Source organism: Spirosoma sp. KNUC1025, from assembly GCF_045160025.1.
GTDB lineage: Bacteria > Bacteroidota > Bacteroidia > Cytophagales > Spirosomataceae > Spirosoma.
On the sequence record NZ_CP087139.1, the window covers coordinates 2,496,401 to 2,509,567 of the forward strand.

General features: G+C 48.8%; 10 protein-coding genes and 1 pseudogene. 8 read left to right on the top strand and 3 right to left on the bottom strand.

The window, feature by feature from the left end:
* Positions 1-113: 113 nt before the first annotated feature.
* Positions 114-2,744 (bottom strand): M1 family metallopeptidase, encoded by a 2,631-nt coding sequence (locus tag LN737_RS10840; protein ID WP_405518731.1) that lies wholly within the window; start codon positions 2,742-2,744, stop codon positions 114-116.
* A 118-nt stretch (positions 2,745-2,862) separates the two neighbouring features.
* Here LN737_RS10840 and LN737_RS10845 point away from each other — a divergent pair, with 118 nt between their 5' ends.
* The 8 genes and pseudogenes from LN737_RS10845 (at position 2,863) to LN737_RS10880 (ending at position 10,892) form a co-directional block, all read left to right on the top strand.
* Complete coding sequence (locus LN737_RS10845) at positions 2,863-4,131, top strand: asparagine synthetase B (RefSeq protein WP_405518732.1); 1,269 nt, start codon at positions 2,863-2,865, stop codon at positions 4,129-4,131.
* 223 nt (positions 4,132-4,354) lie between these two features.
* Complete coding sequence (locus LN737_RS10850) at positions 4,355-4,972, top strand: aminodeoxychorismate/anthranilate synthase component II (RefSeq protein WP_405518734.1); 618 nt, start codon at positions 4,355-4,357, stop codon at positions 4,970-4,972.
* Positions 4,969-5,745 (top strand): alpha/beta fold hydrolase, encoded by a 777-nt coding sequence (locus tag LN737_RS10855; protein WP_405518737.1) that lies wholly within the window; start codon positions 4,969-4,971, stop codon positions 5,743-5,745. Before LN737_RS10850 ends, LN737_RS10855 begins: the two co-directional genes overlap by 4 nt.
* A 175-nt stretch (positions 5,746-5,920) precedes the next feature.
* A pseudogene (locus LN737_RS10860) lies at positions 5,921-6,588 on the top strand (CBS domain-containing protein).
* 105 nt (positions 6,589-6,693) lie between these two features.
* On the top strand, positions 6,694-7,569 hold the full coding sequence (locus LN737_RS10865; RefSeq protein ID WP_405518738.1) for an NAD kinase: 876 nt from the start codon (positions 6,694-6,696) through the stop codon (positions 7,567-7,569).
* A gap of 169 nt (positions 7,570-7,738) precedes the next feature.
* Complete coding sequence (locus LN737_RS10870) at positions 7,739-8,737, top strand: DUF6089 family protein (RefSeq protein ID WP_405518740.1); 999 nt, start codon at positions 7,739-7,741, stop codon at positions 8,735-8,737.
* Positions 8,738-8,801: 64 nt separating this feature from the next.
* The gene (locus LN737_RS10875) at positions 8,802-9,473 is read left to right on the top strand and encodes a DUF6089 family protein (RefSeq protein WP_405518742.1); all 672 of its coding nucleotides are present in this window, start codon (positions 8,802-8,804) and stop codon (positions 9,471-9,473) included.
* A 129-nt stretch (positions 9,474-9,602) separates the two neighbouring features.
* Entirely contained in the window at positions 9,603-10,892 is a 1,290-nt protein-coding gene (locus LN737_RS10880; RefSeq protein WP_405518744.1) for a DUF2851 family protein, read from the top strand.
* An 87-nt stretch (positions 10,893-10,979) separates the two neighbouring features.
* Here LN737_RS10880 and LN737_RS10885 read toward each other — a convergent pair whose 3' ends face one another.
* Both LN737_RS10885 and LN737_RS10890 read right to left on the bottom strand, forming a co-directional pair.
* A complete protein-coding gene (locus LN737_RS10885) occupies positions 10,980-12,305 on the bottom strand; it encodes a Gfo/Idh/MocA family protein (RefSeq protein WP_405518746.1) in 1,326 nt (441 codons plus the stop codon).
* 84 nt (positions 12,306-12,389) lie between these two features.
* On the bottom strand, positions 12,390-13,133 hold the full coding sequence (locus LN737_RS10890) for a DUF1080 domain-containing protein (protein ID WP_405518748.1): 744 nt from the start codon (positions 13,131-13,133) through the stop codon (positions 12,390-12,392).
* Positions 13,134-13,167 lie beyond the last annotated feature (34 nt).

The following is a 13,167-nucleotide window of genomic DNA, read 5'->3' on the forward strand; positions in this document are numbered from 1 at the left end:
GCGAACCTAGGCTTTGTTCAAAGGATATAGAATGGGGAAGTCGAAGACAGGACGAATGCCATAACTTGGAGTTATGGCATTCGTCCTGTCTTCGACTTCCCCATTCTCGTATGTTAATTTGCCTCGTATAGCAACCGGCTTGCTCGAAACGTACCGTCGGCAGCTTGTAGCAGCTTCGCTCGCAATCGGGAATTGTAATTTGGGCGGTTGGCCAGAAACTGCCGTACCAGCGTTGCTGTCTCAGGGGTTTGATAGCCTCCCAGCGTTGAGCGGAGCCAGGCTTCTGGAAAGAAAATATCGCCTGTTCGCTGAATCTCCTCCAGCAAATCCAGACTTTTCGGTAGGTACTTTGCTGACGTTTCAATATGTAGCGGATGATGCAGGTAGCCCAACGCAGCCGTTACCCAGGCTTCGTGTTCGCGGTTGGTTTCTGAAGCCAGCGACGCAAAAAACGCATCGCGCTCCGCGACGTTACCCGACAGGGCGGGCATCATAAACTCAAGCCGTTTTTTACGATCTGTATTTTTGATACGGGTCAACTGCTTCGCCAAAATGCCTTCGGCAGGATAGTCGCGAACGGCTAAAGCAAGGGACAATGCTGTATAATCGTCTTCGGTCAACGTAACGCCCGTCGGGGCTTTCTGGTCACGCCAGATGGCGTAAAGCCTATCCTGAGCTTCGCGGCTGATCGCTACGTTCTGATACAGTCGAAACAAAAGTTTTTTCTTGCCGGGAGCGGTTTCGTTTTCCATTGCCTGCCACGCTTCCTGCTCAACGGAAGCGGCCAGCTTTGGCCGATTTTCGGGTCGGGTGAAATTCCAGACAAGGTCTGACAAGTAAGTAGTGAGCAAACGAAGATTCAATTCTTCTGATTCACTACTTAATAGCAGCATATATAGCTTTGCCAACTGTGCGGGGTCAATCAACTGCCCCGACAACACATTTTCATAAAGGTTAACGTAAGTCGCAGCCCTGGTTACCGGATTTCCAGCAGTCCGCGTCACCGGGTTTTTGATTGCATCCAGCGCCAGAATCATCGCAGAATCAACCGGAAATACACCATAGCCTTGCCCCGACGAGTTAAAGACAACGTATTGTGGAGTCGGTTTGCCAATCGCTTCGGTCAGCGTAATCTGTGGCTGGTCCATACTTACAGTCAATACGTCGCTATGGTCCCGATAGACCAGCGTTACGTCGAAACTCTGTGGCCACACGCGTTTTGAGCCGTCTTCGCCTGTCTGTGAAATGACAAACTTCTTGATGCTACCGCCTATGCCGTCCATCTGATACGTAAACTTCGGCCGGCCGGTTTCACTGACCCAAACGTGGTTCCAGGCTGCCAGATCGGTTGGTGTTCGGGCGTCCAGAATAGCAATCAGATCGGCCCAGGTCGCGTTGCTGAACGCGTATTTTTTAAGATACTCACGCAAGCCATCACGTAACGCCGTTTTGCCCATGAGCCGCTCCAGCTGACGCATCATAATAGGCGCTTTGTGGTAGATGATGCCGCCGTAGAGCGAACCTGCTTCCTGCAAATTGGCGAGCGGTTGCCCGATGGGATTGGCCCCTTCGGTACGGTCAACGGCATAAGCCGCCGGAAAATGATCGACCACAAACTGTAGATCGTAATTGGCTTCGAGACGGTCGGAAGGCCGAACCCCCGACGTTTCGGAGGAGAACTCCGTAATCTTATCGGCCATGAAATTGGCAAAGACTTCCTTGAGCCATACATCGTTGAACCACCGCATCGTAACCATATCACCAAACCACATATGCGCCGTTTCATGCGAAATCAACGTAGCGCGCGATAGCTTCTGGTCGCGGGTGGCACCGTTGTCGAGAAACAGACTCGATGCCCGATAATCGATAGCTCCCACGTGTTCCATGCCCCCGTACTGAAAATCAGGAATAGCCACAAAATCGAATTTCTGAAACGGGTACGGAATCTGGGTGTAGTCTTCCAGAAACCGTAAGGCGTCGGCATGAAGGTTAAAAATCGGGTCCATACTCAATCGAATTTTTGTGGTGTCGGTCTCACGGTGCAGAAACGTCATTGGGCGGCCGCCTACTGTGCGCGTTACCGGGATGAATTTACCCGCAGCAAACGAAAACAGATAGGTCGGAATCCGGTCTGATGTGCGGAAGTTGATCGTCTTACGATCAGCTGTGGTAACTGAGTCCTGAACAGCTCCATTCGTAACGGCCTGCCAGTTGGCCGGAATGGTCAGCGAAACCTGAAATGTAGCTTTCAGATCGGGTTGGTCGAAGCAGGGAAATACGGTTCTGGCGCGGTCGGGAACCAGCAGAGTATACAGGTAATCATCATTGCGGTTTAGCGACGTATTACCGGCCGTAAATCGAATTGAAATTGTGTTTTCGCCGGGCTTCAAAAAAGCAGTAGAAATGAGCAAATGTTCGCTCTCGAAAACAATTGGGATGTCGATTTTATTAACTGAAACGTTCTGTATCTTGGTACGTTCTTCTTTGAAGTCGAGCTGGAGAGTAGCTTTGTTTTTTTGCCAGAAAAACGTAATCGTTTCACTCGCTGGAATTGGCTGGTTTTTCTGCGCAGGAATATCGAACTTTAGGGCATACGCCAGTTGATCAACCGATTGCTTCCGAGTCTGAGCCAGCCCCTGCGATACGCCCGTTTCGACAACTACTGAACCATTGGGCGTTGAATGACGGGTACAGGCCATAGTAAAGAATAGAATACAGAGTAGCGTAACGCCGTAACGAATCATAGGATTGTCAGTGAGTAGTCATGCGTTGTCATCTCTCCTCATTCAACGCCATGCCTTGTACATGCCACGAATGACTACGTATGAACGCAGATATGTTGGGCCAAAAATAAAGCACTCCATGAAACAGTACGTATCTTTTCTTTTGCTATTGCTGATAAGTCTTGGCTTCGTTACGTTGAGCAAGGCTAATGTCATTCTTATTCCCATGGATGATCAGCAGTCCAATCACCTCAAAGCGTATGGTATTGCTTACAAGATTCTGAAAGACGATCAGGATGTGGACTGGCTGCTGAACTACCGGGGTGGTAGTTTCATGACCAAGTACTCGACGGCTGTCGAAACGGAGTGTCGAGTGCGGGGCGTTTCGTTCGAAACGGTTTCCGACGCTAAAGCGGCTTCCATCCGCCAGCAACTCGCCGATCCCGACCTGAACATGAACGTAGTGACCTTGCAGAAGGCGGCTAAAATCATTGTGTATTCGCCGATAAAAGTTGGTCCGGCCGAATTTGAAAATACGGATGCGGTATTGCTCGTACTCACCTACGCCGAGATTCCCTACGAAGTGGTGTATGATGAGGAAGTGCTGAAAGGCGATCTGGCCAAATTCGACTGGTTGCACCTGCACCACGAAGATTTTACGGGTCAATACGGTCGGAACATGCATCGGCAATCGCTGGCTGATATAAAAGCGCAGGAAGATATTGCCCGCAAGTATGGTTTTGCGAAAGTGTCGCAGATGAAACTGGCTGTCGCTAAAAAAATTAAGGAATTCTGCGCCGGGGGTGGGTATTTGTTTGCCATGTGCTCAGCCGCCGAAACGCTCGATATCGCGTTAGCCGCCGAAGGGCTCGATATCGTGGGCAGTGCTTATGATGGCGATGGAACCGATCCCGATGCTCAGGAAAAACTGGATTTCACCAAAACCCTGGCTTTCGGAAATTTTACCCTCGAATCCGACAATGGCTACCGGGGCTTTTCTACGTTTTCGGATATAAACTCAGCCGCAGGCCGCAGCTACGACCAGCCAAGCGGCTTTTTTGAGCTGTTTAATTTTTCGGCCAAATGGGATGTCATTCCATCGATGCTCACGCAAAATCACGAAAATATTATCAAAGAGTTTTTCGGACAAACGACTGCTTTTCGGAAGGGAGCCGTAAAGCCAAGCAGCCTGGTAATGGGTGAAGGTAAAACATCGCATCGCTACATTTATGGCGAAGTCGGGCGTGGGCAATGGACATTCTATGGCGGTCATGATCCGGAAGGAGTCCGGGGAGGGAGTTTCCGAACCCCTACCGACTTAAACCTGCATCCGCATTCAGCAGGCTACCGGCTTATTCTGAATAACGTACTGTTTCCGTCGGCTAGAAAGAAAAAGCGCAAGACGTAAAGCAACGTTTATCTCACTTCATATAGAATTCAACTGCATAGTCGCTGTATCGTATGGCGATTCAGGATTCTTGTGTCTTATGAACTAGTATTATTTTTATAAAAATAGGATATTTAAGGGTTTATTTTTCTGTAAGCTATTGGTAATCAGAAGATAATAATTTAATAGTATTGTTTTTTTTAGAAAATATTAATTTTGCAGCAGTGAATGGCGTTATGATTTCATGAACATATTGGTTGTTGATAACTTCGATTCTTTTACCTACATGCTTGTCGATTATCTACAGCAGGCAGGTGCTACGTGTCGGGTTGTCAGAAACAACGAACCCTGGGATAGTCTTAAAGATGAATCGGTCGACGCCGTCGTATTGTCGCCCGGGCCAGGCACTCCCCGTCGGGCCGGGGCGTTGATGGACGTCATCGCTTATTATCATCAACGTGTGCCCATGCTGGGTATCTGTTTAGGGCATCAGGCCGTTGGGGAGTTCTTTGGCGCCAGGATAACACCCGCCATACAACCCATGCACGGAAAAGTTTCGATGATTCGAACAGACACAGACGATATACTGTGGAATGGACTACCGGCTGAGTTTAACGTAACCCGTTATCATTCGCTGGTACTGACCGATTTACCACGATCACTGGTAAAACTGGCGGAAACCGACCGCCACGAAGTGATGGCGTTGAAGCATCAGTTTCTGCCAATATGGGGTGTTCAGTTTCATCCAGAGGCTGTACTGACGCAGTATGGATTGCAGATTATCGAAAACTGGATTGATTTTGTTTTGTTTACTCATAAAAAGAGCAATTCCGCCACATCTTTAACCGAACAATACGTATGAACTATCAGATTCGGGAGGAAGCAGGCTTCCGCTACGTAGACGAAGGACAGGGCGAAGTGCTGCTATTGCTGCACGGTTTGTTTGGCGCCCTTAGCAACTGGGATGGTGTGATTAACACCTTTTCGAATCGCTACCGGGTAGTCATTCCACTTCTGCCCATCTACGAAATGCCCATTCGGCAGGCTAGTCTGGAAGGACTATTAGCCTACATCGAGAAGTTTGTTAACCAAAAGTCGTTGCAGGATCTAACCTTGCTGGGAAATTCACTAGGTGGGCATTTGGCTATTCTTTATACATTCAATCACCCCGATCTGGTACGTAGACTGGTGCTCACGGGAAGTTCGGGTTTATTTGAGAATGGCATGGGCGGCTCATTTCCAAAGCGGGGCAGTTACGATTATGTGGCTGAGCGGGTAGCTTATACGTTTTACGATCCAAAGGTGGCTTCGAAAGAACTGATTGACGAAGTATTTGATATTACCACCAGCATTCCCAAGTGCATGAGCATTGTGGGAATTGCCAAATCAGCCCAGCGTAACAACGTAGCGAAAGATCTTTACCGGATTCAGGTACCTACGCTGTTGGTCTGGGGACTCAACGATACCATTACACCCGCTGAGGTCGGTCATGAATTTAACCGATTGATTGCTGGTTCTGAATTACATTTTATTGACAAATGCTGCCATGCGCCCATGATGGAGCATCCGGATCAATTTAATAAACTACTTGAAAATTGGCTGGCCCGTCATCCGGTAGGCGAATTGGTCAGTTAGTCGGTCAACGGATCAGTTAGGTATCTAGTCGCTACGTTTAGTATACTGGGGACTACGTACCGACTTATTAATTGAGCAACCGGGCGACTGGCTAAGTGTTTTTGCTAACATTTGGAAACTATGAAAGAATTTGCGTAGTTTTCTGACAAACAGATTTCTCTCAAAGACATTTACTATGCTGGCTGCCGAACTGATAGATCCTATGCTCCCTGCACTGAAGCCTACCGACCTGATCGGGCAGGCTCTGGATTGGATGCAGGAGCACCGCGTCGGGCAACTCGTACTGACCGATCAGGGCGAATACCGGGGTGTAGTTAGTGAAGAATTATTACTGGATGCTGCTGACGATGAGCGACCCGTTGGCGAAGTGATGCGGTTGTTTGAGCAGACCTATGTGCTTGAAGAGCAGCATTTGTTCGAAGTACTGGGTATGGCTGTTCAGCACCAGATGGAGATTGTGGGCGTCATTAATGAGGGACGTGAGTTCATCGGTACGATTTCCGTTTCGGAATTGCTCAAACAATTTGCGCTGGAACTGGGCATACAGGAGGGGGCGCTATTCTGATTCTGAACATGAACGAACGTGATTATTCCATGTCGGAAATCAGCCGCCTGATTGAGTCGAATAACGTCAAAATCATTAGCAGTTATTTTACCAGTGCTGCATATGGAATGCCGGATCGCTCACGGCTGACGCTCAAACTGAACCGGCGCGATATTACCCCCGTACTATCCACGCTCGAACGCTTTGGTTATCAGATTGAAGCTGCCTTTGCCAATACGCCTATCGAAAGTATTGACCAGGAACGTCTCGACTCGCTTCTTCGCTATCTAAATACCTAGTCAGTTGGTCAGTCAATCAGTTAGTGAGTCGGTCAGCCAGGCATGAACTGATCTGCAGAGGGCTTATTCACTGACTGGCCGACGTGCCAACCTATAAACTCCCATATGAAAATCGCCATTCACGGGCGCAACTTTCCCGAATCGGCCCGGCCGTACATTCAGTCCATGTTTGAGGAACTGGCAAGAAGGCAGACCGAAGTAATTATTTCGCAGGGATATCGCGAGTTTCTGGATAATGCAGGCGTCACGCATTATAGTCAGGCTACCTACACGGTTGAAGAAGGCGTTACAGATGCTGATTTCATTTTTAGCTTAGGGGGCGATGGTACGTTGCTCGACGCCGTTACGCACGTTGGGGCACAGCAGATTCCAATTATTGGTATCAACATTGGTCGGCTGGGATTTCTGGCTACGGTAGCTCCGGCATCGGTTCGGCTGATGATTGATGCACTTTTTAATGAGCAGTATAGTATCGACGAACGGGTGCTGGTCAGTGTCCGGTCGAGCCAGGATATTTTTGGTAAGCTCCCGTTCGGTCTCAACGACTTTACAATCACCCGCACCCAAACATCGTCGATGATTACGGTCCATGCGTATCTGGACGGTGAATTTCTAAATTCGTACTGGGCGGATGGAATCATCATCTCGACACCTTCCGGCTCTACGGGATACTCCCTCAGTTGCGGAGGACCTGTTCTGTTGCCTCAAACGAACAATTTTATTATTACGCCCATCAGCCCGCACAACCTCAATGTCCGGCCCATGATTGTGATGGATACCTGTCAGCTGGCTTTTGAAGTGGAAAGCCGTAGTGGAAACTTTCTGGCTGCTCTGGACTCCCGCTCATACACAGTCGAGACCTCTGTTCGAATCAGTGTTCAGAAAGAAGCGTTTAAAGCCAGATTGGTAAAGCTCAGCGACGACAATTTTCTGAATACACTACGTAGTAAACTCAACTGGGGGTGGGATATTCGCAACTAATGGGTGCGGAATTCAGCAAAACGTATTCTGGTTTATACCCATGCAGATCGGCTATTTTAGCCATTGTGGGATAATTTTTTGGTACTATGCCAATAAAAGCCACGTCCGTGCCGTTTCGGAATTGGCTGGTCTATAGGCCAACCGTGGTTGATTCAAGTATTTCATAAATATGAATAACTATAAGCAGTTGTTGAGGGTAGGTGCTGCAGCGATTTGTCTGCTGATTATCCTGGTTACGGAGAGTTCAGCCCAGCGCAGGTACAACACGCATTTTGTTCCTTATTCATCAGTGACGTTTGGGGGAGGTACCTCCACCTACTTTGGTGATTTGGCAGGATATCGTCAGCCATTCAAATCCCTGGTTACGCTACCCCGCTGGAATGCTGGTATAGGCTACACGAGGCAGTTTACGCCCCACTTTGCCGCTCGGGCTATGTTTACCTGGGCACGTATTACGGGGGATGATTACACGTACAACAAAAGCGATATCGAAGACAACCTGTCTCAATACGTTCGGAATCTGCACTTCCGGAACGATATCAAAGAGTTTGCGATAACTGGCATTTATAATTTCAGACCGGATGGGCGCAATCCTGAAAACCGGGCACGGTTTACGCCTTACGTATTTGGTGGAGTGGCTTTAGTCGCGCACAGCCCCGAAACCCTGACTCCTGTGTCGGATACGACGTCGCAGCATTGGGTGAAATTACAGCCGTTGCATACAGAAGGGCAAGGCCAGCCCGGTCGCGATAAGCCTTACTCACTGGTAACCGTTGCTATTCCGATTGGTATCGGGGCTCGTTATAAACTGAACGAGAATTTCAATATTGGTATCGAGATTGGCTATCGGTACGCATTTTCGGATTACCTCGACGATGTAGGTATGGGTAACTACGCGGCCCGTGATACGCAGCAGGGTATTGCTACGTCTATAACAGACCGGCGTTTTGAACCATTGGCTGCCCGGGTTAAGAGCCATCCTGAGCGTTATCAGGTGCTTGTTGATATGTTTAACAGCGGGACTGCCGAACAAAAAGCGGCCATTGAAGAAGCACTAACAACATCAGTACGCTCAACGAAAGGAATTCTACAGGACGGGTATCTGCTGACTAATTTTTCGATTCAGTACATCATCCCAACCAAGATCAAGTGTCCACCAATTAAGTAGATTAGACGTGATAAAGGGCTCTTGTCTAATGGCCCGTTGCTTATTGGGTATTGTTATCAGACTTATGCCTTTACATTCCATCAAAGTGGCCCGGCTGCTCATAGCCGGGCTTTTTATCAGTTTCGGAACGCAGGCTCAGAAAATGGAGGTAGGCGGTGGGTTAGGTGGCATGTTGTATAAAGGCGACGTGTCTCCTTCGCTTAACCCTCGTTTCTATCGGCCAGCCGGGAACGTATTTTTTCGATACAATGCTACGCGTTCGTTTTCCGTGCGGGCCGGTTTTGCTATCGGTTCGTTTCAGGGAGAAGATCGTGTGAGTAAGGATCCGTTTCGGCAGGCGCGTGATTTTTCATTCCGTACCAATCTCAACGAAGTGACGGCCGATGTTGAATACAATTTTCGAAACTATAAATTAACGCCAAAAGAAAAGAACTGGACGCCCTACATGTTTGGTGGCGTTGGCATCTGCAATTTCAATAATTCCGTAATCAAGGCACGCGGCATGATCGCTTTCCCACTGGGGATAGGGGTTAAATACGAGGTGAAAAGACCCTGGAGTGTTGGCGTTGAGTTTGGTACGCGGTTCACGAACAATGACTATCTGGATGGCCTGGGCGATCGCACGTTTGGCGTAACAACCAGTAAACTAGGTCAGGGCGACCCTGGCCTCAACGATAGCTACACCTACACAGCTATTACCATCAGTTATACGTTCTACAAAATTATTTGCCCCTGAACAAATCAGTAGTGAGAAGTTAAGTGTATTTTTTTATAGTTTTCGTTTATATTCGACGCGTCATAGTACGACCGGAATACGAATTTTGAACGACTATAAAACTGGCTACTCTTAACTGTCCGCTGATCTGTGCCTGAATCCTTTCTGTATTTTATCTGGCAGTATCAATATTTTACGACTACCGGATTGACCACCACCGACGGTGAAACGGTTCAGGTGCTGCATCCTGGTTTTCGAAATCATAACGCTGGGCCAGATTTTACGAATGCCCGTCTGCTTATCAATGATGTAGAGTGGGTAGGCACTGTCGAGATGCACACCTATACATCCGACTGGCTAACCCACCGCCACCAGTATGACCGGGCTTATGACAACGTAATACTCCACGTAGTGTGGCAGGACGACCGTAGTAAAAATAGCCGTCGGGGCGAACGGACGAACGGTACGGCCTTGCCAACGCTCGAAGTAAATTCGGTTATTTCCCCAGCGTTGCTAGACCGTTACGCCGAGCTGAATCACTCGCCAGAATGGATTCCCTGTGCCGGGCGGTTTCGCGAAGTGCCGCCCCTGAAAATAACATCCATGCTGGATAAAGCGATGTTGCAGCGGTTGGAACGTAAAGCTGCGAACGTTCTCGATGTAGTTGTACAGACAAACGGCGATTGGGAAGAAACGGCTTATCGACTGCTGGCCGTAACTATGGGGTTCAAAATAAATGCCGATCCGATGGCGCAACTCAGCCGAACGGTGCCCTTAAAGGCTATTCTCAAACATCGTGACGTACTGGTACAGGTAGAAGCCATGCTATTTGGAACGGCTGGTTTGCTGGATGATGAAGTTGATGAATACGTAACGACGCTACTGCGCGAGTATCGATTTCTGGCTGCAAAATATGGCCTGACAAACAACAGGATGGCTGCCCATGAGTGGAAATGGGGTCGTTTGCGACCTGCTAATTTTCCAACTCTTCGACTCGCACAACTAGCCCGGCTGGTCACGCAACACGCCAGTTTGTTTTCGCTTTTTGTAGGTACCAGCGACGTTGATAGGCTGCTAAAAGCATTACAGATAACTCCTGCTTCCTATTGGCAAACGCACTACCGGTTCGGCAAAGCTACGGAACAGGCAAGTTCATCACTAGGGCTAACGTCAGCGCTGGCTATTGTTGTGAATACAGTTGTTCCGCTATTAGCAGCCTATGCACACCATCGGGGGCAACCCGCCTATATTGATCGGGCAATTCGCTTGCTGGAGCGGCTCCCGGCTGAAAAAAATCATCTGACCGAACGTTGGGAAACCCTGGGATTAGGCGTTCAGACGGCCTTTGATTCGCAGGCGGCCATTGAACTGTACAATGAATTCTGCTTTCCGAAAAAGTGCCTCAATTGTCAAATTGGTGCAGCTCTGATGAAAGGCTAAAAAAGTAATAAGGGGAGGAGAGGGAAAAGAGCGTGTTCGTTACGTCCTGCTTTTTTCCTTTCCTCCCCTTACTCCTTATTCCTATTTTTAACTTACTACGACATCCTGCTTCGTCGAGTCCCACGTAACGCGCTTGCCGGTATGCAGAGCAGTAGTGGCCATGATATTTGCAACCGAGTGATTGAAGCCTACACGGGCGGGCGCATTGGGCTCTTTACGGCTCCGCACGCACTCCATCCAGTTTTTCATGTGCAGCGATGTCATTGGATCACCACCGGTGTTTGCCGATGTTTCCATTTTAGCAGCTTCTCCAAGCGACATCGTGGGTAACATATTGGCCTTCATGCCCATTTCTTTGGCGTATTTTTCTTCCAGACCCCCTTCCGGCGAAATCTTGTTGGTGTCGAGATTAATCATACCGCCATTGGAGTAATAATATTCTTTTACACCGCCTGCTTCATTGTTCATCCGGGAAGAGTACAGCACCTGGAATCCTTTAGTTTTGTCGTTATCCGGGCCGTAATCGAATACTGCGGTGAACGTATCCGCATTCGTGCGCCCGTCTTTCCAGACATAAATACCGCCATTGGCGACCACCGAACGGGGGTGATCTAAGCCGCTGAACCAGTGAACCGTATCAATCTGGTGCGACATCCACTGACCCGGAATGCCGGAAGAGTAGGGGTAGAATAACCGGAATTCGAGGTATTTCCGAGGGTCCCATTCCACTTTTGGACGGTTCATCAGATACCGGTTCCAGTCGGTATCTTCTTTCTTGATTTCAGAAACCAGTTTGGCCCGACGCCAACGGCCTGGCTGGTTGACGTTCCAGGTCATTTCAACCATGGTTATATCCCCAAATTTGCCGGAACGGATAAAATCATTGGCCGCGTGATAGTTGGGAGCACTACGTCGCTGTGAGCCTACCTGCACAATTTTCTTCGAACTTTCAACCGCTTTGAGAGCTTTACGGGCATCCTCCAGCGACTCCGCAAACGGTTTTTCGCAGTACGCATCGCGGCCCGACTCAACAGCGGCTGCGCAATGAAGAGCGTGCTGAAAATCAGCCGTGCTGATGATGACGGCATCGACATCTTTCCGATCAAAAAGTTCGTCGTTGTTACGTGCCTTAAAAAACGAACTATCGTTCCAGCCTTTTCCTTTCAGGTGCTGTTCGGCCTCGTCGCGTCGGCGGCTCCAGATGTCGGATACACCCACGAAGGCAAAATTCTGCTCTTTGGCATGCTCGGCAAAGGCGGGGGCTAACGACTGCCGAAAGCGATCCAAGAAGCCAACGATACCGACCCGAACGCGGTCGTTGGAGCCCAGAATTCGGGCGTAACTACCGGCCGTAAAACTCATACCCAGACCAGCCAGGGCAGACTTTTTTATAAACTCACGACGATTTTCCATGTTCTATAAGGCGTTAGAGAGAAATGATTGATAGTAGACAAAGATACGTACTGAATAAGTCTAATGACTGATAGTCAGCCTCTTTTAGAGTGTTCTGATTTTTATATTTCGAAAATATACCTGGTCGCCATGATCCTGTAAGAGGATATGTCCTTTTGGCGCTTCACCGAAGCGGCCATTGGCGTTATACTCCGGGGCCTTGTATTTGCTCATGGCTACCAACTCCCTGAATTTCTCGCTGCCCCGTTCGTATTCTACTACTTTATTGCCATTGAGCCAATGTTCAACGTGCTGGCCCTTAGAGACAACGCGCCCCGTATTCCATTCGCCAATTGGATTGGCTTTCTTACCGCTGGCCGGAATCAGATCGTAGAGTGAACCGACAGTACGGTTGCCGTTACGTCCCAGCTTGGCATCGGGGTGTTTGTCGTCATCCAGAACCTGAAATTCCAGCCCGAAAGCCGACCCTTTGGGTTTTGGCGAATGCTCAACTACAAAATATTTGACACCGCTGTTGGCCCCTTCGGTCAGTTTGAAATCGAACACCAGTTCGAAATCGCTGTATTCGCCATCCGTTACGATATCGCCAAAATTCTGTGATTCGGACCCGTCAGTTTTCTGAATGGAAATCATGCCGTTATTCACCGTCCAGCCTTTAGCCGGAAACTTATCGGAATAAGCTCCTCGCCATCCGTTGGTGGTTTTTCCATCGAAGAGCAATTTCCAGCCTTCTTTTTTTTCCTGAGCTGTCAGCGTGTTGGGGTCCTGAGCCGTTTTGGCAGCAAACAACGTAGTGAGCAGTAATCCCGTTAGAATGAGTTGTTTCATAAGATAATGATTGAATGATCGAGTGATTGACTTG